Raw genomic sequence first — 22,063 nt, 5'->3', positions numbered from 1 at the left:
GCTGGCCGTTGTTGGTGTTGTCACCAACAACTCTACTCCACGCAGTTATAGCATTAAATAAGCAACCGGGAGCTTAACTGGCAATATGAAATAACGTGATTAAAAGAGCATTAGGAATTGTTGGTGACAACACCAACAATGGCATAGTTTTTAAAGCCCTCCCTTCCGGGGAGGGTTTGGGTGGGGCTCAACCCACCTTGTTCAATGTATAATTATTAAGTTTTTCCAGCAGTTCATCCGGTTTAAATGGCTTGGATACATAATCATTCATGCCGGCTTCGTATACCTGTTCTTTGATATCAAAAAGTGCAGAAGCAGTAAGCGCGATGATCGGTATGCTTGATTTTTTAGGATCGGCCATTTTACGGATCTCTTTAGCTGCATCAAAACCGTTCATCACCGGCATCTGGAGGTCCATTAATATAATATCAAAATTGCCGTACTGCATAAACTCAACTGCCCGTTCGCCGTTTTCGGCAATGGTTGGGTTGATGCTCCACTTGCTCAGCAGTTTCTTCATCAGCATCACATTAACCATATTATCTTCGGCAATAAGCACGCGTAAACAGGCCAGTGGGTTTTCTGAAAATTGTTTAGCTTCAGGGGCGGTGGCCACTGCAACCGGCAATACCTCTGTAGATACAGGAAATTCCATATGAAAAGAAAACTCTGATCCGCGCCCCATTGTACTGTTAACGGTCATTTGCAGTTCCTGCAGCTCAAGCAAACGCTTAACTATGGCCAGGCCAAGCCCTGTGCCGCCATACTCGCGGGTAGTAGCTAATGATTCCTGCGTAAACGGTTCAAATATAGTTTCAAGGTTTTCTTTTTCGATACCGATGCCGGTGTCCCTTACCGAAAAGTTAACGGTAACGGTGTTATGCCGGTCTTCCACACAAGTAACCCTTACCCATATGTTTCCCTGCGGCGTAAATTTTATAGCGTTGCTAACCAGGTTAAAAATGATCTGGGTTATGCGGGTAGGATCGCCAAAAAGCACCTTATCCCTCAATGAGCTATCAACATCAAGCTTAAAAAGCAGGCCTTTCTCTTCGGCCTTCAGTATTTGCCCGCCGCAGATATTGTTCATCAGCTCAACAAGGTTGAAGCGGATATTTTCAAATACTACCTTCCCCGATTCAATCTTGCTGAAATCAAGCACGTCATTAACAATGGCTAACAGGTTATTGGCCGAAAACTTAAGAATTTCGATGTTCTCCCGCTGGTCGGGCCGCGGATTGCTCATCATCAGCAAATTACTCATCCCGATCACCGCATTTAACGGCGTACGGATTTCATGCGACATGGTTGACAGGAACTCTGATTTGACCTGGGCCGATTTCTCTGCCTTTTCAATGGCCGTTTCCATCTTACTGTAAAGCCGGGCCTGCTCCCTGCTACTATTTTTAAGGTGCCTAATGTTTTTTAAGAAAGCAGTGTAAAAATGGCTATGGATAAAAATAAGCAATATAAAATTGGCAAACAGGCTGATGATAATGGTAGACTGATCAACTTTGTTAGGCTTTATACTAATAATGTAACCGCTGTTATATTCAATGATCATAAATACCAAAACCGGTACTGTATTGAGCAACGAGTACATGAGCCCCCATTGCTGGCCGAGCATATAATAGCTGAATACGATCACGATTATAATTACCTGCACGGTAATGATATTTACCGTTTGCATAGAGGCATAAACCAGGCTGGTATTAACAAGTGTACCCACAATAAGCAGGGCATGTGCTGCGCTGCGCCAGTCGGGCCGCCAGGTTAAATACTTAAATAACACCACTACCGCTCCCATCAAAAACAGGGCGGTATCAGCAAGCATTTTTTGGTTTTGGAAATAAACGTTCAGGTAAAGTGCCCCAAGGGCAACAAAAATAAGGAAGAACCCATAATACAATAAACGAATCCGGGCCTGGTCAAGGAACGATTGCTCCTTCGACAAAATCTTATAAATTGATAAGTTAAAAAAACTTACTTTATTACTCATATTCAGAACTTAACATTGGCCTTGCAATTGGGCAGGCCACCGTACAGCAATCAAAATACTGTACGGTAGCTTGTTACGCAAAGCCGGTAAGTTCTGCAATTAGCAAGCCAAAGCTGCTAAGTTTTCTTCAATGATGGTTAATTTGGCTTCGGCATCGGCCTTTTTCTTTTGCTCCACCTCAATAATCTCCGGTTTTGCATTGGCCATAAACCGTTCGTTACCCAATTTTGCATTAACCGATTTCAGGAAACCTAACAGGTATTCCTGCTCTTTTTTCAGTTTCGCACACTCGGCAACCGGGTCAATGTCTTCGCTGAACGGAATATAAAACTCATCTGTTGAGGCTAAGAAATTAATAGCCCCTTCAACTTTATCAGCTACCGATTCAAACTTGCTGATGTTGGCAAGCCTTGCAATGATAGCTTCGTACTGGCCGTAATTGATCCCTGAATTTGATTTAACAAATAACTCAAGCGGCTCTTTGTCAGAAATTTGTTTTGTTTTGCGGGTGTTTCTGATGTTGGTTACCACATCTTTAACAAGCTCTGTTTCATTTAATAGACGTGAATTAATTTCCCCAATAGCGGGCAATTGCGCTACAATACAGCAGTCAGTTTCGGTGCGTTCGCCAAACAGCTCATCATGCCATAATTCTTCGGTAAGGAACGGCATAAAAGGGTGCAATACCTTCAAAATATTTTCGAAGAATTGAATAGTAGCTGCATAAGTAGCCTTATCAATAGGATGCTGATAAGCCGGCTTGATCATCTCCAGGTACCACGCGCAAAAATCATCCCATACCAATTTATAGGTATCCATTAAGGCCTCTGATAAACGGTATTGGGCAAAGTTAGCTTCAATTTCGGTTAGCGCCTGGTTAAACCTGTTGGCAAACCATTCAATGGCTACGCCGTTAGGGTTGGCAAGGCTTTCATCAACTTCCCAGCCTTTTACCAGTTTAAAGGCGTTCCATATTTTGTTGGCAAAGCCGCTACCTTGTTTACAGTAGCTTTCGTCAAACATCAAATCGTTACCTGCAGGCGAGCATAGCAGCATGCCTACCCGAACCCCGTCCGCGCCGTATGTTTCAATCAGGTCGAGCGGATCGGGTGAATTGCCTAATGATTTCGACATTTTACGCCCCTGCTTATCCCTTACTATACCGGTAAGGTATACGTTCCTGAATGGTACTTCGCCCCTAAACTCATGGCCGGCCATGATCATCCTGGCAACCCAGAAAAACAGGATCTCCGGCGCGGTAACCAAATCATTGGTTGGATAGTAATAATTGATATCAGCATTGTTCGGATCCTTAAAACCGTCAAATACCGAGATGGGCCATAACCATGATGAAAACCAGGTATCAACTACGTCTTCGTCCTGGGTAAGATCGGCTGCGGTAAGTGCGGGATTTTTAAGTTGCGCCTCCTTCAATGCTTCTTCAGCGTTTTTGGCAATTACAAATTCGCCTGTAGGTAAATACCAAGCCGGGATTTGCTGTCCCCACCACAGCTGGCGGCTGATGTTCCAGTCGCGTACATTCTCCATCCAATGGCGGTAAGTGTTCACAAATTTTTCGGGGATCAGTTTTATCTCGCCGTTCAATACATAATCCAAAGCTGGTTTGGCCATTTCGCCCATCTTGCAAAACCATTGCATGGATAGTTTTGGCTCAATCACCGCGTTGGTACGTTCACTGAAACCAACCTGCGATTTGTATTCTTCAACTTTTTCAAGCACGCCAGCTTCTTCCAGCAGCAAAGCTATTTTTTTACGGGCGGCAAAGCGGTCTTCCCCAACCAGTATCTGCGCCTTTTCGTTCAGAGTGCCGTCGTCATTCAGGATATCAATAACCGGCAGGTTATGACGCTGGCCCAGTTCGTAGTCATTTAAATCGTGTGCAGGGGTAACCTTCAAACAGCCGGTACCAAAATCCATAGTCACATAATCATCCAGAATCACCGGTATTTCACGGTTGATCAGCGGGATGTAAACCTTTTTACCGTGCAGGTGCAGGTAACGCTCGTCGTTAGGATTGATACAGATAGCTGCATCAGCCATAATGGTTTCCGGCCGGGTGGTAGCAATGGTTAGGAAGTCTGAAGTCGCCTCTTGATTTTCAACTTCCGACTTCGGATTTACGACTTTGTACTTAATATAAAAGAGCTTCTGATTAACCTCTTTACGGATTACTTCCTCATCACTTACCGCGGTTTTGCCTTGCGGGTCCCAGTTGATCATGCGGATACCGCGATAGATCAAACCTTTTTTATACAGGTGGATAAACGTATCAATAACTGCTTCCGAAAGGTTCTCGTCCATGGTAAATTTGGTACGGTCCCAATCGCAGGAGGCACCTAATTTTTTAAGCTGCTCCAGGATAATGCCGCCGTATTTTTCCTTCCACTCCCAGGCGTAGGTTAAAAACTCTTCGCGGGTAAGGTCTTTTTTGCTGATACCGCGCTCTTTAAGCATGGCAACAACTTTGGCCTCGGTAGCAATACTGGCGTGGTCGGTACCGGGAACCCAGCAGGCATTTTTGCCTTTCATACGGGCACGGCGAATCAGCACATCCTGTATGGTATTATTAAGCATGTGGCCCATGTGCAAAACCCCGGTAACGTTTGGCGGCGGAATCACTATGGTATAAGGCTCGCGCTCATCAGGCACCGACTTAAAAAAGCCGTGCTGCAACCAGTAACTGTACCATTTTTCTTCGGTTTCCTTTGGGATATATGTTTTAGCAATACTCATAACGCGCAAAAATACGATAGTTAACGGTTCATAGCCAAAGGTTGAGGGATTTTTTTGGGAATATAGTTCATGGTTCATAGATGATGGTTTTAAACTGATAGTTTTTGATCGGTCAAGAGCGCAGGCAGCATTAGGGATGGTAGCGGATACCGGTACATTTGTAAAATGATTATCACTACAACATGCAATCATGATCAATCATCTATAAACCATGAACCAACACTACCAACCATGAACAACCCCACTCCCACAATATTTTTACAATTAACAAGTTATTATACATGTAACATTCAAATTGTCATGAAAACAATACCCTTACACCGTTTCTGGCTTGATATTTTGAAAAAAACAAAACTCGAGGCCATCATTAACTGGTTCAATCACTAAAGGCCTGCCCCCGGCTACTTGTGTTTAATACCCGCTATTTATTAACTTTAATTTTTAAGTATTGACATGAAATTAAAGTTTAACTGTTTATTACTGGCTGCCTGCCTTGGCATGTCGGTAAATGTGTTTGCTGCAGATGGCCCAAAACCCTCAAAATCCAGGCACAAAACCTCCGCCCCTCCTAAAAAATTTATCGATCCCGCCAACATGGACCTGAGCGTAAAGCCCGGCGATGATTTTTTTGAATATGCCAATGGCGGCTGGCTAAAACAAAACGGCATCCCTGCTAAAGAAACCCGCTGGGGTAGTTTCCATATTTTGCGCCAGGAAAATACAGATAGGCTCATTGGCCTGCTGAATGAAGTAAGCCAGACATCCGCGTCGCAACCCAAAGGCAGCCTGAAACAACTCGTGGGAGATTTGTACGCCAGTGGTATGGATAGCCTCACTATCGAAAAACGTGGCTATGATCCCATTAAACCTGGGCTTCAACGCATAGATCAGATAAAAAACTTAGATGATTTTATTAATGAACTCATTTATGAACGCGTTAACGCAGTTGGAGCGCTGATTTTCAGGTTTGGGGTTGAGCAGGACGAAAAGAATGTAAACAAATATGTAATAACCCTTGGCCAGGGCGGCACTAACCTCCCCGACAGGGATTACTACCTCAAAAACGATCCGCGTTCAAAAAAGGCACAGGAGGCTTTGAAAAAACTGGCTGCAACGCTGTTTATGCTTAGCGGCAGCAATGCCGATGAAGCAGCCAAAAACGCCGCTATAGTTTACGACCTGGAATATACATGGGCAAAAGCACAATTAAGCCGCGTAGCTATGCGCGATCCGCACGTTACTTACAACAAATTTCTGATCACTGATTTTGAAAAACAGACTCCACACCTAAAATGGTCGAAAATATTACCGGCCCTTAATGCTGGTGGCCAGGACAGTATCATTGTTGGTCAGCCGTCGTTTTTCAGAGCTACCGACTCCTTATTTGCGGTTACTCCGATTGCCAAGTTGAAAGTATACTTGCGCTGGAATATGCTCAGGGGATCTGCCTATGCATTAAGCTCGGACTTTGTTAATGCCAGTTTTGCTTTCAACAGTGCACTGAGTGGTCAAAAAGTGCAAACACCACGTACCGAGCGTTTGAGTACCCTTGTTGATGCTACCCTCGGCGAATTACTTGGGCAACTTTTTGTTGAAAAATACTTCACACCTGCCGCTAAACAATACATGGTTGATTTGGTGAATAATCTTAAGGAAACCCTCGCAGATCGGATTAAACGTCTTGACTGGATGAGCCCGGCAACAAAAGAACGCGCGCTTAAAAAACTTAATGCCTTTACGGTAAAGATCGGCTACCCTGATAACTGGGAAAAGTACGCTGGCATAGTGATTAATCGCGATGATTATTTCGGCAATTTGCGCGCTCTCGGAAAATGGCGCTATAATTTTAACGTTAGCCGTTTAGGCAAACCTGTTGATAAAACCCGATGGGGAATGACACCGCCAACCGTTAACGCTTATTATAACCCAACTAATAACGAAATTGTGTTCCCTGCCGGGATCCTTCAATTCCCGTTCTTTGATTTTAAGGCTGATGACGCCGTTAACTACGGAGGTATTGGAGCGGTAATTGGCCATGAAATGACCCACGGCTTTGACGACCAGGGCCGCCAGTATGACGCCGACGGCACCCTGCGCGATTGGTGGACTAAAGAAGATGCCGATAAATTTAAATCGCGCGCCGACCAGGTGGTGAAACAATACAATGCCTTTACCGTTCTTGATACCCTGCACGTAAATGGCAAACTTACCCTTGGCGAAAACCTTGCCGACCTTGGTGGTTTGAACATTGCTTATGAGGCATTCAGCAAAACCAAACAAGGCCAGTCGGCTAATACTATTGATGGCTTTACACCCGATCAGCGGTTCTTTTTGTCGTGGGCACAGGTATGGCGTTCATCACAAACTCCGGAGTCGGCAGCGCAAAGGATACTGACCGACCCGCACTCGCCCGAGCAGTTCCGTACCAATGCGCCTGTAACCAATATCAACGCCTGGTACAAAGCATTTGATGTGAAACCCGGCGATAAAATGTATAAAAAACCTGAAGACAGGACAAAGATCTGGTAAGCAAGAGTTTTGTTTTTTTATAACAGGCCCGGTTATGAAACCGGGCCTGTTTGGTTTATAAGTTACTTTACTGGCGTAAATCCTCCCTGTTTATGGCTCAAAAACCCCTGTGCTTGTTTTGTAATTTCGCAGTAGCTTTATCTTGTAAACCTTTTAAAACAATGAAAACAATATTTGATAAAGAAACCCGCGATGGCCTCATAACCCGCATCAATTTAATTAACGAAAACAGCCAGCCACAATGGGGTAAAATGAATGTTTATCAAATGCTGAAACATTGCACCCTTTCGGACGAAATGTACCTGGGCATAACAGTCTATAAACGCTCATTCATCGGTCGCCTGTTTGGTAAGGTAGCTTTGAAAAGCATGATAAAGGATGATAGCCCCGTAGCAAAAAATAGCCCTACTGTTCCGCAATGTAAAGTAACTGAAACAGGAGGCGATGTAGAAGCACAAAAAAAACGATGGATTGAACTGGTTGAGGAATATGGCAAAACTTCAAAAACCGACTTTGAACATACTTTTTTTGGCAAAATGACCAGGGAGCAGATTGGCCAGTTAGCTTACAAGCATGTTGACCATCATTTGAGGCAGTTTAGTAATTAACGGCGGAGAGAAGTAAATATTTACAGTACGGCTAAGAATCGATACTGTTTTATTTGTACCATAAAACCATTTCGTTCAAGTCACCCCAATCATACCTCTCCAAACTTGTTTCAAGGATATCCAGCTTATTATGAAATATGCCGAAAGCCATTGCATTTATAAAATGCTTTTTTCCGCTTCCATTTTCCAATAAAAACACTTTATAGTTAGAATCTACTACAAAACCATGATCTTCAATTAATTTAATGTTTTGATTTTCATCGGCTAATGATATTTCCAATCCTTCAAAAACCGAATCAATAATCAGTGTTCTCACCCCTTTAAAAATGATATCGATGTTATATTCTCTTTCACGGCTTCTCATGCTCCTGATTAATAATTGGCTATGCGTTACAAGATAATCCAACATTTTAAATTCGCTTGAAAAATCGGAGAATATCATAGTTTTTATATTAAATAGTGCTATATTCAAACTTAATTATTTTATATAGATAATATCCTTCACAGATTTACACAAAGCGATCAATATTTACACCACTCAAACATTGCACGAATAAAACATTCCGCCTAAGCATTATCTTTGCAGGCAAAATATGATCATTCAGCAATTTTACGATAAAGGCCTGGCGCATGGTTCATATGCCGTGATCCGTACGGGCAAAATGATAGTTATTGACCCGGCCCGTAACCCGCAGCCTTATTATGATTTCGCAGCCCAGCACGATGCCGATATTGTGGGTGTTATCGAAACCCATCCGCATGCAGATTTTGTAAGTTCGCACCTCGAAATTCATGAAACCACAGGCGCTGTAATTTATTGCAGCAAGTTAACCGGCGCAACATATCCTCACGAAACGTTTGATGACGGTGACGTTATCCAGCTTAACGATATTAAACTAAAAGCCATCAATACTCCCGGTCACTCGCCCGATTCTATCTGTATTTTACTGGTAGATGAAGAAGGCCGCGAAACCGCCGTCTTTACCGGCGATACACTATTTGTTGGCGATGTAGGCCGACCAGACCTGCGGGAAAATGTGGGTAATATTACTGCAAAAAAAGAGGAACTTGCCCGCCAGATGTTTCAAAGCACCCGACAAAAGCTCATGACCCTGCCCAAAAACGTAGTGGTTTACCCGGCGCACGGCCCGGGCTCGTTATGCGGTAAAAACATGAGCCCCGAGCTGGAAAGCACCATTGGCCGCGAACTGCGCGAAAATTATGCCTTACAACTGATGGATGAGCTGGAATTTGTTAAAACGCTTACCACCGATCAGCCTTTTATGCCCAAATACTTCGGCCGTGATGTGCTGTTGAATAAAAATGGGGTACCGGGCTTTGAAGACAGCATTACTGCTGTACCCCGTATGGAGGAAGGCAGCGCGTTGGAAGCTGACATTTTAGTAGTTGATGGCCGTCCCAAAGCACAGTTCAGGAGCGGTCACCTTCATGGCGCTATTAACCTGCAGGATGGTGAAAAATTTGAAACATGGCTGGGTTCCATTATCAGCCCTGATGAGCAGTTTTACCTCATTGCCGAAAATGATGATAAGCTTGATATCCTGATTAAAAAAGCAGCCAAAATAGGCTACGAACAAAATATCAAAGGCGCATTGTTGGTTCCTGTAAACGCCAATGAAGTATCCCCCGATCTTGATTTAGACGCCTTCAGGGCAAATGAAAATGATTACACGATAGTTGATGTACGCAATCAGGCAGAAGTTGCGGCAGGCAAGGTCTTTAAAAATGCCGTTAGTATACCTTTGCCCGAACTGCGCGAACGCGTTAGTGAGATCCCTGCCGATAAACCTGTCGTAGTGCATTGTGCTGCAGGTTATCGTTCGGCTGCCGGTGTGAGCATTGTTTCGGCTGCAATAAATGCCGTACCGGTTTATGACCTGGGTGAGGTGGTGACTGAGATGATGAAAGAGGTTCATGGTTAATGGTTCATGGATTATAGTTCATGGTTCATGGCCAATAAGGTCTTGGAAACTATGAACTATCATCCATAAACCATGAACTAAGTATACCACCCAAAACTATGAACTATCATCCATGAACAATGAACTAACCATAGTCCCCACAGCCGATGGCTCCAATACAATTTACAATGCCGAAGTAGGTGAGCATTACCATTCGCGCCACGGAGCATTGCAGGAGAGCTTGCATGTATTTGTTAAATCAGGCTTACAATATTTCCTGGAGCGGAATAACACCAGCGGGGTTAGTATCCTCGAAGTTGGTTTCGGCACCGGACTCAACTTTCTGTTAACGGCCGATGCTTGTACTGGCACGCAAATAAAACTTGATTACACCGGTATCGAAGCTTACCCCGTAAGCGCCGAAATGATGGCGCAAACCGGCTACCAGCAATACATCCCGGGGCTGCTTTGGGAACAATTCAACAATAATTATTCTGCTGCATTAACAGGTAGAGTTCAAATCGATGCCACAAACCAGCTATATATCGCTCACAGCAAGCTGCTTGATTTTAACACAGACGAGCAGTTTGATATTATCTATTTCGACGCCTTTGCCGCAGCCCATCAACCCGAAATGTGGGATGAAGAGGCCATCAGTCATACTGTTAGCTTTTTAAAACCGGGTGGTGTGTTTGTTACCTATGCTATTACCGGCAACCTGAAACGCATGCTCAAAAGCCAGGGCTTTAAAGTGGAGAAAGCACCCGGAGCACCCGGCAAACGCGAAATGCTCAGGGCGGTAAAACTTTAACTTTCCTGTTATAAAAACCATCGCGTGGATAAATCTTTTTTAATTTTATCCTTAAATAAAAAATGTCATTTCGACGAACCATTGCAGGGGTGCGCATTAGAGGTGAGGAGAAATCTTGTACGCCCTGCTTTTACAGGTATAATTGAAGAGCCTGACGTAGAAGATTTCTCTTTCGCTCCACCACTCAGCCCACCGCCGCTCTATCGAAATGACATTTTCTTAAAGGTGTGTCCATATAATAGCTTATAAAAACCGGAAGCCTACATTGAATTTCAGTGTGAAACCATTGGTAGTCGGCAATTCGCGATAAGCAAACTGGCCCTGGGTTGCCGCGCTGCGGGTAGCGTAAATAATGGGGCCGCCGCAAAGTGAAAACGCCAGCCGCGAATTTACAGGAGCGTAATTTAACGATGGACCGATCAATAAGCGAGCACCGCCTTCGGCTTCATCGGCTTCCCAAAAACCTTCCAGGTCCTGCCCTACCGCTTCAAAACCGCCGAAAAGCTGGCCCGAGATATGACGATGCACACCAACGCTGGTTATCAAATCCAAACCATCGCGGTGAGTTGAAAACGCTTTTTCAAAGCGAAGATTAGCGCCAAGCTTCCATTTTGATACCTCATATGCCGCGGTTATGCGGCTGAACGCTACAGCATCACTGTTAAACTCCCTTCTGAAACCCAGGCTCGCCCCCGCCCTGAAACCCATTGGCTGAGTGCCACCAATAAAATCACGCAATACCTCGGCTTGCTGCAGGGTACGCACACCGCCGTTATTACTAAAACCTGTACCCAGCATGGCCATTAAGGTAAACTTATTGCCCAGGTACCCCCTGGCCGAAAAATTTTGATCAACACCATCAAAGCCTAAAGGCGTAACGGTGTGCTCACCATATCCGCCCGAATAATTTAAACTCCAGTTGCGCCCTTGCGGATTAAGTGTGCTTATAGTAAACAAAAAAGGCTGCGGTTGGCTGAAGGTGCTATTGGCCACATCGCCGGCAGGCTGCTGTTGAGCATAGCTTGCTTTAATTATCGAAACAAAAAGAAGGATAAACAGGTAAGTTTTTTTCATGGTAAAATGTGCTTATGGGTAGCATTAACAATTGGCTAATAAAATTAATTAATGTTAGTTTAAAATTAATGATACAGTAAGTTTTCATTAAAGATGTTATCATACCTTTGCAGCATAAGTATTCATTATAAATAATTTATGCCTCTAAAAGCCCCTGAAACTGCCCCTACCGCCTCCATCGCGTTCGACAGGCTACTCATAATAATGGACGACCTGCGGGCCAATTGCCCATGGGATAAAAAGCAAACGCTGGAAAGCCTGCGCCACCTTACCATTGAAGAAACCTACGAGCTAAGCGATGCCATTTTAGGCGGCGATATGCCCGAAATAAAAAAAGAGATTGGCGATATTATGCTGCACCTGGTTTTTTATGCCAAAATAGCTTCCGAAACCAACGACTTTACCATTACCGATGTTTTGAACAGCGTTTGCGACAAACTCATTAACCGCCACCCGCATATTTATGGCGACATTGAGGTGCAAAACGAAGAAGATGTAAAACGTAACTGGGAGCAGATCAAGCTTAAAGAAGGCAACAAATCTGTTTTAGGCGGCGTACCCTCTTCATTGCCGGCACTGGTAAAAGCATCGCGCATACAGGAAAAGGCGCGCGGCGTTGGGTTTGACTGGGAGGAGAAAAGCCAGGTTTGGGCAAAAGTTGAGGAAGAGATGCAGGAGTTTAAAAACGAATTTAATGCTGAAGATGAAAGCACTATCGACCATGAAAGGGCCGAAGCCGAATTTGGCGACCTGCTGTTTTCACTGATCAATTATGCCCGTTTTATTAATATCAACCCGGAAAACGCCCTCGAAAAAACTAATAAAAAATTCATTAAGCGCTTTCAATACCTGGAGCTTAAAGCGCAGGAAAACGGCAAACAGCTGCATGACATGAGCCTTGCTGAGATGGATATTTTTTGGGACGAGGCAAAAAAACTGTAAATAATACAGCCCGGCTGTAGCGTTTAGTTAAAAACGTGCGTAATGGTTAAAAATTGATAACGAGATAAGATTATATGAAACGTAATTTATTTTACCTGCTTCCATTACTGTTAACATTAGGCGTAGCCTGCTCGCCCAAAAATGAGGTTGTTCCGGTTGCTCAGCCACAGGGCAATTTTACAGGCGTATTTGGCGCGCTTGTTAAAAAAACAACTGGTACCGGTTATGATACCATTCGGGATACCATAGCTTTAAAACTTACTGCAACTTCATTTAAAGTAGCTGCCGATACCAGGAAACACGTAGCAAGCTACGGCTCATTTGCTTACAACGGATATTATATTCAGTTTAACGATTCATCAGCAGTAGTACCGGGTGTTAATAAATTTCACCTTAAAAGTGTTTACCAGTATTACTATGATGGCACTATACTTCAAATGCAGCGTAACAGCAACGGCGATACGTTAACTGTTCAATACAATTTGAAGAAAACTAATTAACTACTTTTTATTGTTTTATTACGTTGCCGGTGCCACATTGAGGGTACCGGCTTTTTTTGATTACTACAGCAAATAATCCGGGCAGAATTTTTTTTATTTTGTATCATTTAACTCTTTTGCTGCGTAAAGGCTTTAAAACAACATTTAGCGGAACTAAGTACATTTAATGCATCCACCCCCTCGCATTACCGAAGAAGAGATCGTAAGGCAATGCAAAAAAGGCAGCTTAAAACATCAGGAATTGCTGTATAAGCAGTTCTATGGCTATGCTATGGGTATAAGTTTGCGTTACAGTTTAAACCGCGATGATGCCCTTGAAGCTGTAAATGACGCTTTTATAAAAGTGTTTAACGCTATTGGCGGCTACAATATCGATAAGCCGTTTAAAGCCTGGCTCCGCACCATTTTGGTTAACACAGCCATCGACCGCCGGCGCAAAGACCTTAAATTCCAGCTTAATGTTGAATTGGAAAATGCCGCCCCCATCAGGAGTAATATGGGGCCGGTTGATAATTTAAACGTACAGGATATTTTAAAATTGATGGTTGAACTCCCGGCTATACAACGAACTATTTTTAACATGTATGAGATAGACGGCTATGACCATGACGAAATAGCCACAACGCTCGGCATCCCGGTAAGCTCATCACGCGTTTACCTGAGCAGGGCGAAAGAAAGATTAAGAAGTATATTAAGAAAAGAAGCACAAAACCATGGATGACCAGTTGGATAACGACTTAAGAGACCGCATCAGGGAAGTGTTTGATAATTACGAAGACACTACCGCTGATGAAGGCTGGCTGCTGCTCAGGGAGAGATTCCCTGTTCAGGAAAAACAGCGCCGCCCGGTTTACCTATGGTGGGCAAGCGCCGCTGCTGTCCTGTTATTGTTTTTGAGTATAGGCTTATGGATAGCATCGAACAAAAATAATGTTAATGATGGCCAAACATTTTCGGCTAAACCGGTAAAACCTGCGCTGCCGCAAAGCAACACGGCAGATAGCAATGTTCAAAACGTTACCCCGGCACAGCCTCCTGTAACAACTAAGCAATCACCTGCAACAAACCTTGCGGGCAACAATAGCACCCAATCCTCAGCAACAAAACTGAATCCGGCAGGCAACACCCCGGCAAATAAATCAAACGTACTTGCAAACAATAGCGCTTTAAATAAACCGGCGGGCAACGCAATCGTAAATCAACCGGCTGCAACCGTACCAGCGTTTACACCTGTGCCGGCAAATCCTGTAACTGCAAACCCAGTTAACGGTATTGCCAAAACCAACGTGTCCTCTACAGTTCAACCGGCTAATAACAGTGTAATCAACGTAACTCCGGCTAAAAAAGCTGATAGTGTAAAATCTGTATTGCAGCAAACCAACGCGCAGCAATACGCTAATAACCCTGCTGTACAGCCTCCGGCAAATACCAAACCTGTTACTGCAAACCCGCCTGCTGTTCCATCAGTAGTAAAAGTAAAACCAAAGATCAACTCGATGGAATCTTTACTTGCCAGTGATCAGGATCAGCCTAAAAAACCTGATATGGACATGAACGAACGCAGGGTAAAATTCAGTGTTTACGCGGCTACATTCTTTAACTATGCCAAGGGCAGCCAAAACCAGGTAAATGCCGGCGCCGGCTTTACATCTGATATTAAGCTAAGCAAAAATCTCAAACTTTCTACCGGTTTAGCTTTGGCCCAAAACACGCTTAATTACAATAAAAACCAACCCTCAAATGTTGCGGCTGCGGTGTCATTTTCGCCATCATTAAGCACAGCTTATAACACGCTGGCCGATTTTAGTAAAGTATCGTCTACACCTTCATTTAAAAACTACAGTGCTAACCTGATCGGCCTGGATATTCCTGTTAACCTTAAGTATGAATTTAACCCGCAAAAAAATGACACTTATATTTCTGCAGGTTTAAGTTCGGGCACGTTTATAAATGAAGCCTACACGGCAAGTTACAGTTACCCGGGGCTGGCACAGGCTGCAGGTGTACAACCGCAAACATCCGATGAAACAACGCACAAAAGCTTCAATAGCTTTTATTTTGCCAAAACCCTGAACGTAGCATTTGGTGTTGGCTATCCGCTTGGCAAAAGCAACAGGATAATTATTGAACCATTTTTGAAATACCCGCTTGACGGCCTTGGCTCGCAGCAGATAAAATTTGGGGCAGGCGGCTTAAACCTGAAACTGAACTTTACAACACATAAAAAATGAAAAAGTACATTCTTATCCTTGCCCCATTGTTGATTAGTGGGTTGCAGCTCCGTGCTCAAAAGTTAGAAGTTACTGTACAGGCCAACACCGGTTTATTTCATTTTGCGGGTAAATCATCATCGGCTACCACCCAGGTATTACAAGGCTCAATCACCGGAGATCCGATGAACCGTGCCAATAACCCATACGGCAGCAAAAATGGCTTTAGCTATGGTGGTAGTATCCAGGTTCAAACCGTGTCAAAAGGCGGGTTTATAGTCGGGCTGCAGGGGGGATATGAATTACTACGAAGTAAAGTTAATATCGATAAATACTCACCGATTACAACTGTCTTGTACGGTGACTATTTACCTATAACAGCAAATGATCCCAGGTTTGCAGTAACTGGTCATGTTGCTTTCCAAAACCAGAGTATCAACCTTAACCCGTATATAGGTTATCGCTTTCAGCTTAATAAAGTTAAGCTTGATATTTTACCGGGGATGGATATTGGTCTGATACTGGATACCAGAGATAAAGGCGAGGTAAAAGACAAAGAAGGGAGGATTTATAAAGTTGACTACAAAAGAAGCGAGGCCCCAACTGATGTTCGATTGCGCCTTGGCGCGGCCGCCAGTTATGGCCGCTATGGCTTAAATGCAAGCTTTGCCCACGGCCTTACCAACTATATGAAAGACATGGTAGGCGATGCCTCCTTTAACGCGCATAGTGAATATTTTAGACTGGGATTAAGTTACCGGTTGCTTTAAACTTACTTAAACTGGATAGCCTTTACAGGCGAGATCCGGCTCACCAGCGTTGATGGTATAATAAGTACAAGGAGGCAAATGATCAGCGTACCAATATTGAGGACAACAATATCAAAAATATTAAACTCAACCGGCACAAAGGTCATATAATAGGAAGCCTGGTCCAGTTGGAAAAAATGAGTGTACATCTGGAAATAGCCGAGGCCTATCCCCAGTAAATTGCCCAATAGCAGCCCAAATCCTATCAGGTAACTGGCATTGATCAGGAATATTTTGCGGATGGCCCAGTTAGATGCGCCCATGGCTTTGAGCATCCCGATCATAGCGGTTCGTTCAAGGATCATGATCAGCAGGGCCGATATCATATTAATAACAGCGACGGCCACCATCAGCACCAGCATCACTACCGAATTTACATCCAAAAGGTTGAGCCACTCAAATATGGTAGGATAATCTTCTTCAATGGTATACTCTTTCAATTTTACCGGCAAAACAGTCTCGAGCGCATAGGCGGCTTCATTAATATGATCAAAATCGGCTACGCGTAGTTCGTATTGGCCTATCTCGTTCGGCTTCCAGTTGTTAAGGCGGTTAATGAGCGATAAGGCACCTATCACAAAGGTTTTATCAACCTCTTCAACCCCGATATTGAAAATACCTTTGATCTTAAACTGGCGCCTGCGCAGATCATCTTCCACAAAATACATCAGCAGCTTATCCCCTACTTTCAGTTTAAGCCTGTCGGCTGTTGTTTGCGAAATCATGATCTCCTTTTGCGCCTCAACCGAATCGGCAAAGCTGATCACCTCGCCGGCTACCATCATTTTTTTAAAGTAGCTCCAGTCGTAATTTTTGTCAACGCCTTTAAGTACCACTCCTTCAATTTCATTATTAGCCTTAACAATGCCTGGTTTGGTGGCCACCGGCATTACATGGGTTATAAACGGGCTTTTAAGCGCGCGCTTAACAAATTCACTATCAGCAGGAAATGAGGAACTTTGGTAAGAGTTATTCAGGTCGAACTTAACCACACGGATGTCGCCGGCAAAGCCCCGAACTTTATTGCGGATTTCGTGTTTAAACCCTTTAACGATAGCAAGTGACAGTATCATTACACCAAGGCCCAGCATAATGCCTATTATTGCAATACGCACTATCAGTTTTGAAAATGTGCGTTTTGATTTAAATGTTATACGGGCTGATATAAAGGAGGCGAAACTCAATGGCAGACTGATTTTTTGTACCTTCGCAAATATGCGGTTTTGCTGTTAAACCTGCTACTTTTAAAATTGTTTCAACTCAAAATTTTATGAATAAGATTTGTGCTTTTTTACGATTTGCCCTGATAACAGTTTTACTTGCAAACACGGCCTGCAGCCAGGCAACCAATTATAAAAGCTGCAAGACGGCATCCATCTCAAAAAACAAAAAAAACAGCCCTATTATTCCCGGAGCTGATCAGATTCCGCTGTATATTAACTATCTTAAGGGAAAAAATATAGGGATGGTGATTAATCAAACTTCGGTTATTGGTAAAAATTTAACTGCCAGCGTAGATAGTTTGGTGCATTTAGGAGTAAACGTAAAAAAGATTTTTGGCCCCGAGCATGGTTTTAGGGGTAATGCCAGTAATGGCGCTACTGTTGGCGACACTCAAGACCCTAAAACCGGTTTACCTGTAATATCGCTGTACGGTAACAAACATTATAAACCAACCCCGGCCGATTTGAAGGGCATCGACCTCATGATATTTGATATCCAGGATGTTGGCGTACGTTTTTACACTTATATTTCAACCCTGCATTACTTAATGGAGGCCTGTGCCGAAAACAATGTAGAGCTGATGATATTTGACCGTCCAAACCCTAACGGTTATTTAATTGATGGCCCCGTTTTGGATACGGTTAACCGTTCATTTGTGGGCATGCACCCCATACCCATCGCCCACGGTATGACTATTGGCGAATATGCCCAAATGATAAACGGTGAAGGCTGGTTAAAAAATGGGATTAAATGTAAACTGAAGATTATTAAAGTGGCTAATTACAAGCATAATTTGCCTTATACCTTACCCGTAAACCCTTCACCTAACTTAAATACGCCTATATCAATTTTATTATATCCGAGTACCTGCTTATTTGAAGGCACAACATTTAGTTTGGGCAGGGGTACGCTCTTTCCCTTTGCCGTACTGGGGCACCCGGCCTTGAAAGGTAAATACAGTTTTTCGTTTACACCCAAAAGTATCCCGGGTATGAGCGAGAACCCGCCGCAGAAAGACCAGGAATGTTTTGGCATTAATCTGCAAAATATTCCGCCAACTGATATCACGGGTACAGGTGTTATTAATTTGAAATGGCTCCTGGAGTTATATAACGCATTTCCGGATAAGGACCATTTCTTTAATGCCTATTTTATAAAGCTTACGGGTACAGCCGAACTAAGGAAACAAATTGAAACCGGCAAAACCGAAGATGAGATCCGTGCTGGCTGGCAACCCGGACTAACTAAGTTTAAAGCCACACGCAAAAAGTACTTACTATACGAATAATAGAATAAAGCACATCTAATACCTAAACATACTATGAGAATTATATTTATGGGTACCCCCCAGTTTGCCGTTGCCTCGTTAGACGCTTTAATTAAAGCCGGCAGTGATATCGTTGCTGTTGTTACAGCGCCCGATAAACCGGCCGGAAGGGGACAAAAAGTTAGCGAATCGGCTGTTAAACAATATGCCGTAGCTAACGGCCTAAAAGTGCTGCAACCCGAAAAACTTAAGAATGAGAATTTTATTGCCGAATTGAAAGCATTGAAAGCCGATCTGCAGGTTGTAGTAGCCTTCAGGATGCTGCCCGAAGCTGTTTGGAACATGCCTGCCAAAGGTACCATAAATTTACACGCCTCATTATTACCTCAATACCGCGGCGCGGCCCCCATTAACTGGGCGCTGATTAACGGCGAAAAAGAAAGCGGCGTAACCACCTTCTTTTTAAAACACGATATTGATACCGGTAACATCCTGTTCACCGAAAAAATAACCCTTACCGGCCATGAAGATGCCGGCGAATTACATGACCGCCTCATGAACAAAGGCGCAGGGCTGCTGGTTAAAACAGTTAAAGCGGTTGAGAGCGGACGTTACAACGAACACCCGCAATCGCAATTAGCTGAGGGGACAGAATTGAAACACGCACCAAAGATTTTTAAGGATGATTGCCGGATTGACTGGATACAACCAGCTTTGTCGATCTATAACAAAATTCGCGGCCTAAGCCCTGTACCCACCGCATATACCGAGCTTAACGGCAAAAGCCTAAAAGTTTATGCATCTGAATATCAATTATCAGAACCGGCCATACAACCCGGCGGCTTTTTAACCGACAATAAAACCTATTTGAAATTTGCGGCTAAGGATGGTTTTGTGTTGCTAAAAGATATCCAGTTAGAAGGCAAGAAACGCATGGGTATTGAGGACTTTTTGAGGGGCGTGAAGTTGTAAGAACATTTCGTTGAGCATCAGGGCTCTATGCGAGAGACCCTGATGGGACGGGAAGTTAATATCTACGATTGTCATTTCGACGAACAGTGAAAGGGTATTGCAGGGCGTGAGGAGAAATCTTATAAGCCCTATAACAAGGCAGGGCGTATAAGATTTCTCTTTCGCTCCTGCGCTTATTCCCCCGCTCGCTCTATCGAAATGACATTTTTGTTTATATGAGTTGATTTTTAATTTTTTACTTCATAACCATTATTGCTCCTATCCACATCCGGGTAGATCTTTTCAGGATCGATAACTACTTTGGCGACAGCTGCTTTTTTATCACCGGTAAAGGAATAAACGCTGCTATACTCCCAAATCTCAACCGGGAATTCACGATGCTCTTTTGAGCCATCAACATAAGTTATTTCAACAACCAAAGGCATGGCTGCTTTGTCCATATTTTCGACTGTAATAATAGGCTGGGAACCCGCCGCACTTTCTACTTTGGTTATCCTTTGATCCAGGCGATAGTTTTCGAGGAACATCGATTTCCAAAACCAGGTCAGGTCTTCGCCTGCCGAGCTATCCATACTCCTAAAAAAGTCCCAGGGAGTTGGGTGTTTATAAGCCCAGTCGCGAATATATTTTCTGAAAGCGCGGTCAAAGCGTTCAGGGCCTAAAATCTGATTGCGCAAAAGCCCAAGGGAATAAGCCACCTTTTGATACTGCAGCGGATATACCTGGTTGCCAGGCAAAGCATCGGGGCGGGTAACGATAGGCAATAGTTTTTCCGCAAACAACGAATCAAGCGGACTATCGATCTCTACATAACCTATAAACTCACCTTTATTAAAAGCTTTGGTAGCAATTTTGTCAATGAACATATTAAACCCTTCGTCCATCCAGGCGTATTTACGCTCGTTGCTGCCCACTACCATCGGGAACCAGGTATGGCCCAGCTCATGGTTTACTACTGCAAAGTACATATTGCCGGTATCTTTTGCCGAGCAAAAAACCATGCCGGGGTACTCCATACCATCCAGGTTTGAAGCCACGTTAACCGCTTTGTTATAAGGGTATGGGAACCATTTTTCGGAAAAATGCTGCAAGGTAAATTTAATATACTCCGACGAGCGTTTCCAGCTGTTTTGCTTCTCCGATTCTACCGGGTATACCGAACTACCCATTACCCGTTTACCATCAGCAAGTTTAAAACTCAAGCCTTCCCAAACAAATGAGCGCGAGGCCGTCCACGCGAAATCCCTTGCATTATCCAGTTTAAATTTCCACGTACAGGTAGCTTTTGCAGGCCTTGATGAAGGGTCGGTTACTTCTTTTGCTGTACGAATCTGCACGGGCACATCACTTTGTTTGGCAGCCTGCCAGCGCTTGAGTGCGGTTGGTGTTAGTACTTCTTCAGGATTGAGCAGATCTCCAGAGCTTTCCACAATAAGTCCCGATGGCACTGTGATATTAACCCTGAAATTACCATACTCCAGGTAAAACTCACCGTTACCTAAGTACGGCAGCGTGTTCCATCCTTCTACATCATCCAAAACACACATCCTGGGGTACCATTGTGCTACAGCATAAATATTGCCATTTTTTGTTGGAAGGATATCGGTGCGGTTAACCAGGAAATCAGCATTTTTATAATTGACCGGGAAGTTGTACCTGTACCGGATACTAAAGGTTATGGCCTGCCCGCTTAACAGCGGCTGTGCCAGCTCAAGCTGCATCCGGGTATCATAAATATGATATTTAATGTTTCCAACTTTATTTCCGGCAAGCTGCACGCCTTCTACCCGGTATCCCCCATCAGGAGTAGTTTTTTCAGGATCCTGGTAAAGAAATAGCTTGGATTGAATCCCCCGCGAATCTTTTTTAAACACATTTTGTTCCAGCTGCAACCACAGTGCCGAAAGGGCTTTGGGGCTATTATTGGTATAAGTAATTGTAGTTGTACCGGTTATGACGTTGGTTTTATCATCAAGCGCTACATCAATTACATAATCGGCCTTGTTTTGCCAGTAGGCAGGGCCAGGTTCACCGGCAGCGGTACGATATGAGTTGCCCGGAGGTAATAACGGCTGGGCCGGAAACAGATCAGCGGGACGATACCTGGTTTGGGCCGAAGCAATATTTGTTGTTAATAAAAACAGTCCGGTGATAATTAACTGTATGTTTTGTAGGGGTCTTAACATATTCACAATTAAAAGAGAAGAGTGATGGTACTTTTACAGCTAATATAACAGAAAATTGATGATTTGCTATAAAAGTATAACCTATTGGGAAGGAACAATGGCTTGTATTGTTTTTTGAGCGGCACAAATGAGCTACCCTCAGGCCGCAACACAACACTTGAACGAAACGGGGGCCCCAAATGAGAAACGTTATAGAAAAAACAGGCCTGTCAGTCTGAGCTCGTCGAAGCCTCGAGCGCAGAGGCCTACCCGCCAT

General features: G+C 43.8%; 17 protein-coding genes. 11 read left to right on the top strand and 6 right to left on the bottom strand.

Going from position 1 to position 22,063, the window contains the following annotated elements; all coding sequences use genetic code 11:
* Positions 1-187: 187 nt before the first annotated feature.
* Both J3L18_RS01390 and J3L18_RS01385 read right to left on the bottom strand, forming a co-directional pair.
* Positions 188-1,999 (bottom strand): ATP-binding protein, encoded by a 1,812-nt coding sequence (locus J3L18_RS01390; protein WP_129571361.1) that lies wholly within the window; start codon positions 1,997-1,999, stop codon positions 188-190.
* A 99-nt stretch (positions 2,000-2,098) separates the two neighbouring features.
* Entirely contained in the window at positions 2,099-4,753 is a 2,655-nt protein-coding gene (locus tag J3L18_RS01385) for a valine--tRNA ligase (RefSeq protein ID WP_129571385.1), read from the bottom strand.
* Between the two features lie 453 nt (positions 4,754-5,206).
* Here J3L18_RS01385 and J3L18_RS01380 point away from each other — a divergent pair, with 453 nt between their 5' ends.
* Together J3L18_RS01380 and J3L18_RS01375 are read left to right on the top strand one after the other, a co-directional pair.
* The gene (locus J3L18_RS01380; RefSeq protein ID WP_189549441.1) at positions 5,207-7,282 is read left to right on the top strand and encodes a M13 family metallopeptidase; all 2,076 of its coding nucleotides are present in this window, start codon (positions 5,207-5,209) and stop codon (positions 7,280-7,282) included.
* Positions 7,283-7,443: 161 nt separating this feature from the next.
* Positions 7,444-7,890, top strand: a complete 447-nt coding sequence (locus J3L18_RS01375; protein ID WP_129571362.1) for a DUF1569 domain-containing protein — start codon at positions 7,444-7,446, stop codon at positions 7,888-7,890.
* Between the two features lie 49 nt (positions 7,891-7,939).
* Here J3L18_RS01375 and J3L18_RS01370 read toward each other — a convergent pair whose 3' ends face one another.
* Entirely contained in the window at positions 7,940-8,362 is a 423-nt protein-coding gene (locus J3L18_RS01370; protein ID WP_129571363.1) for a hypothetical protein, read from the bottom strand.
* 121 nt (positions 8,363-8,483) lie between these two features.
* Here J3L18_RS01370 and J3L18_RS01365 point away from each other — a divergent pair, with 121 nt between their 5' ends.
* The gene (locus tag J3L18_RS01365) at positions 8,484-9,833 is read left to right on the top strand and encodes an MBL fold metallo-hydrolase (RefSeq protein WP_129571364.1); all 1,350 of its coding nucleotides are present in this window, start codon (positions 8,484-8,486) and stop codon (positions 9,831-9,833) included.
* A gap of 112 nt (positions 9,834-9,945) precedes the next feature.
* Positions 9,946-10,623: a tRNA (5-methylaminomethyl-2-thiouridine)(34)-methyltransferase MnmC2 gene (mnmC2, locus tag J3L18_RS01360; RefSeq protein WP_129571365.1), complete on the top strand. Its 678-nt coding sequence runs from the start codon at positions 9,946-9,948 to the stop codon at positions 10,621-10,623.
* A 243-nt stretch (positions 10,624-10,866) separates the two neighbouring features.
* Here mnmC2 and J3L18_RS01355 read toward each other — a convergent pair whose 3' ends face one another.
* Positions 10,867-11,697 carry a hypothetical protein gene (locus J3L18_RS01355; protein ID WP_091175255.1) on the bottom strand — a complete coding sequence of 277 codons (831 nt, stop codon included), beginning with the start codon at positions 11,695-11,697 and terminating at the stop codon, positions 10,867-10,869.
* Positions 11,698-11,835: 138 nt separating this feature from the next.
* On the opposite strand from J3L18_RS01355, the gene mazG reads away from it, so the two are divergent.
* The 5 genes from mazG to J3L18_RS01330 all read left to right on the top strand — a co-directional run bounded on the left by mazG (position 11,836) and on the right by J3L18_RS01330 (position 16,119).
* A complete protein-coding gene (mazG, locus tag J3L18_RS01350) occupies positions 11,836-12,639 on the top strand; it encodes a nucleoside triphosphate pyrophosphohydrolase (protein ID WP_129571366.1) in 804 nt (267 codons plus the stop codon).
* Between the two features lie 74 nt (positions 12,640-12,713).
* Positions 12,714-13,139: a hypothetical protein gene (locus J3L18_RS01345; protein WP_091175261.1), complete on the top strand. Its 426-nt coding sequence runs from the start codon at positions 12,714-12,716 to the stop codon at positions 13,137-13,139.
* Between the two features lie 166 nt (positions 13,140-13,305).
* On the top strand, positions 13,306-13,860 hold the full coding sequence (locus J3L18_RS01340) for an RNA polymerase sigma factor (protein WP_090528126.1): 555 nt from the start codon (positions 13,306-13,308) through the stop codon (positions 13,858-13,860).
* Entirely contained in the window at positions 13,853-15,370 is a 1,518-nt protein-coding gene (locus tag J3L18_RS01335; RefSeq protein ID WP_129571367.1) for a hypothetical protein, read from the top strand. The genes J3L18_RS01340 and J3L18_RS01335 overlap by 8 nt, the downstream gene beginning before the upstream one ends.
* Positions 15,367-16,119, top strand: a complete 753-nt coding sequence (locus J3L18_RS01330; RefSeq protein WP_129571368.1) for an outer membrane beta-barrel protein — start codon at positions 15,367-15,369, stop codon at positions 16,117-16,119. The genes J3L18_RS01335 and J3L18_RS01330 overlap by 4 nt, the downstream gene beginning before the upstream one ends.
* A 2-nt stretch (positions 16,120-16,121) precedes the next feature.
* Here the strand turns inward: J3L18_RS01330 and J3L18_RS01325 are convergent, their stop codons facing one another.
* A complete protein-coding gene (locus tag J3L18_RS01325) occupies positions 16,122-17,273 on the bottom strand; it encodes an ABC transporter permease (RefSeq protein WP_311085185.1) in 1,152 nt (383 codons plus the stop codon).
* Between the two features lie 155 nt (positions 17,274-17,428).
* Between J3L18_RS01325 and J3L18_RS01320 the strand changes: the two genes are divergently transcribed.
* Both J3L18_RS01320 and fmt read left to right on the top strand, forming a co-directional pair.
* A complete protein-coding gene (locus J3L18_RS01320; RefSeq protein ID WP_129571369.1) occupies positions 17,429-18,670 on the top strand; it encodes an exo-beta-N-acetylmuramidase NamZ family protein in 1,242 nt (413 codons plus the stop codon).
* A gap of 33 nt (positions 18,671-18,703) precedes the next feature.
* The gene (fmt, locus tag J3L18_RS01315) at positions 18,704-19,621 is read left to right on the top strand and encodes a methionyl-tRNA formyltransferase (protein WP_176844577.1); all 918 of its coding nucleotides are present in this window, start codon (positions 18,704-18,706) and stop codon (positions 19,619-19,621) included.
* A gap of 227 nt (positions 19,622-19,848) precedes the next feature.
* Here fmt and J3L18_RS01310 read toward each other — a convergent pair whose 3' ends face one another.
* Complete coding sequence (locus J3L18_RS01310) at positions 19,849-21,807, bottom strand: M1 family metallopeptidase (RefSeq protein WP_129571370.1); 1,959 nt, start codon at positions 21,805-21,807, stop codon at positions 19,849-19,851.
* Positions 21,808-22,063 lie beyond the last annotated feature (256 nt).

This window comes from Mucilaginibacter gossypii, assembly GCF_017569325.2.
Classification (GTDB): Bacteria; Bacteroidota; Bacteroidia; order Sphingobacteriales; family Sphingobacteriaceae; genus Mucilaginibacter; species Mucilaginibacter gossypii.
This window is presented reverse-complemented; position numbering and strand designations above follow the sequence as displayed.

Bases quoted from the DNA above. Each gene is read 5' to 3' on its own strand.
- J3L18_RS01390 (WP_129571361.1), bottom strand. From the start codon at position 1,999: ATGAGTAATAAAGTAAGTTTTTTTAACTTATCAATTTATAAGATTTTG.
- J3L18_RS01385 (WP_129571385.1), bottom strand. From the start codon at position 4,753: ATGAGTATTGCTAAAACATATATCCCAAAGGAAACCGAAGAAAAATGG.
- J3L18_RS01380 (WP_189549441.1), top strand. From the start codon at position 5,207: ATGAAATTAAAGTTTAACTGTTTATTACTGGCTGCCTGCCTTGGCATG.
- J3L18_RS01375 (WP_129571362.1), top strand. From the start codon at position 7,444: ATGAAAACAATATTTGATAAAGAAACCCGCGATGGCCTCATAACCCGC.
- J3L18_RS01365 (WP_129571364.1), top strand. From the start codon at position 8,484: ATGATCATTCAGCAATTTTACGATAAAGGCCTGGCGCATGGTTCATAT.
- mnmC2 (WP_129571365.1), top strand. From the start codon at position 9,946: ATGAACAATGAACTAACCATAGTCCCCACAGCCGATGGCTCCAATACA.
- J3L18_RS01355 (WP_091175255.1), bottom strand. From the start codon at position 11,697: ATGAAAAAAACTTACCTGTTTATCCTTCTTTTTGTTTCGATAATTAAA.
- mazG (WP_129571366.1), top strand. From the start codon at position 11,836: ATGCCTCTAAAAGCCCCTGAAACTGCCCCTACCGCCTCCATCGCGTTC.
- J3L18_RS01345 (WP_091175261.1), top strand. From the start codon at position 12,714: ATGAAACGTAATTTATTTTACCTGCTTCCATTACTGTTAACATTAGGC.
- J3L18_RS01340 (WP_090528126.1), top strand. From the start codon at position 13,306: ATGCATCCACCCCCTCGCATTACCGAAGAAGAGATCGTAAGGCAATGC.
- J3L18_RS01335 (WP_129571367.1), top strand. From the start codon at position 13,853: ATGGATGACCAGTTGGATAACGACTTAAGAGACCGCATCAGGGAAGTG.
- J3L18_RS01330 (WP_129571368.1), top strand. From the start codon at position 15,367: ATGAAAAAGTACATTCTTATCCTTGCCCCATTGTTGATTAGTGGGTTG.
- J3L18_RS01320 (WP_129571369.1), top strand. From the start codon at position 17,429: ATGAATAAGATTTGTGCTTTTTTACGATTTGCCCTGATAACAGTTTTA.
- fmt (WP_176844577.1), top strand. From the start codon at position 18,704: ATGAGAATTATATTTATGGGTACCCCCCAGTTTGCCGTTGCCTCGTTA.
- J3L18_RS01310 (WP_129571370.1), bottom strand. From the start codon at position 21,807: ATGTTAAGACCCCTACAAAACATACAGTTAATTATCACCGGACTGTTT.